Below are 2,503 nucleotides of genomic sequence, written 5' to 3' on the forward strand. Positions count from 1 at the left end.
TGAATTCTTTTTCGAAAATAAACTTTCGAATTTTCAGTCCGAAGTTGAATAAACAACTTCAGCCTATATCAAACCACAACTCATTGTGACTTGGTGGAGCCAGGCGGGATCGAACCGCCGACCTCCTGCATGCCATGCAGGCGCTCTCCCAGCTGAGCTATGGCCCCATCATGGTGCCAGTCATTTTGTGTGACTGTTCCGTGACAGCGGGGCGCATTCTAGGCATCCCCCTCTGTCATGTCAACGCTTTTTTTATGATTTTTCTCTGTTTGCTATAAAAGTAAGCGCTTTGTCGATTCTCTCGACAATTTTCTCTTTTGAGAGAAGATTCAACGTGATATCTAGAGACGGAGAATTTCCACCGCCCGTCACAGCTACACGCAGCGGCATACCTACTTTACCCATACCAACGTCTAATTCTTCAGCGGTACTATTAATCGCAGCCTGAATATTTTCTGGATTCCACTCTTCAATGGCCATTAATTTATCTTTAGCTACCTCTAACGGCCCTCGAGCGACAGGTCGAAGGTGTTTTTTCGCTGCATTCGCATCGAAATCTTCGTAGTCTTGGTAAAAGTAAGTAGAAATCTCTGCCAACTCTTTTAGCGTTTTCACTCTTTCGGCCTGAATAGCAATTATAGACTCAAGAGCAGGACCAGTTGTTAAATCTACATTTAACTCTTCAAAATGCCATTTGGCATGTGAGGCAACTTCACTTGCTGGCAGTGTTTTGATGTAGTGTTGATTCAACCAAATTAGTTTTTCAGTATTAAAGGCAGACGCAGACTGCCCAATGGCGTCCAAACTGAATTTCTCAATCATCTCGTCAACCGAGAAAATTTCTTGGTCGCCATGTGACCACCCCAACCTAACAAGATAGTTAAGTACAGCCTGAGGTAAGAAACCGTCGTCGCGATATTGCATTACGCTAACTGCACCGTGACGTTTAGATAGCTTCTTACCATCGTCACCTAAAATCATAGAAACGTGCGCGTATTCTGGAACTGGCGCGCCAAGCGCTTCTAGAATATTAATTTGACGTGGCGTGTTATTGATATGATCTTCACCGCGCACGACATGAGTAATTCCCATGTCCCAATCGTCTACAACCACACAAAAGTTGTATGTGGGGGTTCCATCAGAGCGCTGGATAATCAGATCATCAAGCTCTGTATTGCTAATCTCGATTTTACCACGCACGTGATCATTGATAACCACTTTGCCTTCCAATGGGTTTTTAAAGCGTATAACAAAAGGCTGGTCTTCAGGATGATCAGTTCTGTCTCTCCAAGTACCAGGATAACGAGGTTTTTCACCGCGCTCTTTTTGCGCTTCGCGAATTGCATCTAACTCTTCAGAACTCATAAAGCATTTATATGCTTTACCTTCGTCCAAAAGTTGTTGAATCAGTTCTTTATATCTGTCGAAACGCTCAGTTTGATAAATAGGACCCGTATCCCACGTTAAACCTAACCATTGCATTCCATCTAGAATGGCTTGCTTAGCTTCTTCTGTTGAACGCTCAATATCTGTATCTTCTATACGAAGAACGAACTCGCCACCTTTGCTTTTAGCAAGAAGCCAAGAATAAAGCGCAGTTCGTGCGCCGCCAACGTGAAGATAGCCTGTTGGGCTAGGTGCAAATCGTGTTACAACCGACATGATCACTCTCTATTGTTAATAGTATTTCTAAAGTTGGACGCATTCTACCAGTGTCCGCGCGACTTCAAAAGCAAGTTAAGAATAGAAGAGAGAAAACCTATTAAGAAAGTGGACAGACACTTAATTGAAAAGGCGACGTTAGGTAGCCACATTTATAGAAACTGGACACACACTCTATTTCTCGAATTAAAAACTAATTAAGAAAGACGAAGAGATAGCATGGAAAGTATGGGTAATTGGTGCTCCAGAGCGAGTGACTGTCCACTTTAGCGCTAAACATTTTAACTCAATCGTGAAAGTTACTCAGGCCGTGAAGTGAGTGACTGTCCATTAAAGAAAAGATAACATCTCTTCATAGCAGTGCATATTACTTGGCTTATTTCGACTCGCTTTAAGTGTCTGTCCGTATTAGCAGTTCAAATTAGTGGTTTGCTTGAGCTATTAATGAGTGTCTGTCCATTACAGTTATAAGGTTCATATATTAGGCGCTGGCCTTCCCCCTTAAAAAACGCTGTTCTTTTCATCAATTTAGTCAAGATGCAGTCAGAGTGTCTAAAATTCGGGCATACAGTCATTTTTCTTTAATTTTATTGTTGACACTAACGGAACCGACTCTATAATACCGCCCCACTTGCTTAGGCAAGCTTTAAAGAAATACGGACGCTTAGCTCAGTTGGGAGAGCATCGCCCTTACAAGGCGAGGGTCACTGGTTCAAGCCCAGTAGCGTCCACCACTTCCTCACAGTGGTTAAATAGTGAAATCAAAATACGGACGCTTAGCTCAGTTGGGAGAGCATCGCCCTTACAAGGCGAGGGTCACTGGTTCAAGCCCAGTAGCGTC

At 43.1% G+C, this 2,503-nt stretch carries 1 protein-coding gene and 3 tRNA genes; 2 read left to right on the plus strand and 2 right to left on the minus strand.

From position 1 onward, the window contains the following. Window positions 1–91: 91 nt before the first annotated feature. Window positions 92–167: transfer RNA gene (locus tag ACHUFN_RS03330), tRNA-Ala, on the minus strand. A gap of 85 nt (window positions 168–252) precedes the next feature. Then, a complete protein-coding gene (gene gltX / locus ACHUFN_RS03335; RefSeq protein WP_394220882.1) occupies window positions 253–1,662 on the minus strand; it encodes a glutamate--tRNA ligase in 1,410 nt (469 codons plus the stop codon). A 658-nt stretch (window positions 1,663–2,320) separates the two neighbouring features. Between gltX and ACHUFN_RS03340 the strand changes: the two genes are divergently transcribed. After that, window positions 2,321–2,396: transfer RNA gene (locus ACHUFN_RS03340), tRNA-Val, on the plus strand. Between the two features lie 36 nt (window positions 2,397–2,432). After that, window positions 2,433–2,503, plus strand: a tRNA-Val gene (locus ACHUFN_RS03345).

Origin of the sequence: Alteromonas gracilis, from assembly GCF_043642145.1 — a bacterium.
Classification (GTDB): Bacteria; Pseudomonadota; Gammaproteobacteria; order Enterobacterales; family Alteromonadaceae; genus Alteromonas; species Alteromonas gracilis_B.

Bases quoted from the DNA above. Each gene is read 5' to 3' on its own strand.
- gltX (WP_394220882.1), bottom strand. From the start codon at position 1,662: ATGTCGGTTGTAACACGATTTGCACCTAGCCCAACAGGCTATCTTCAC.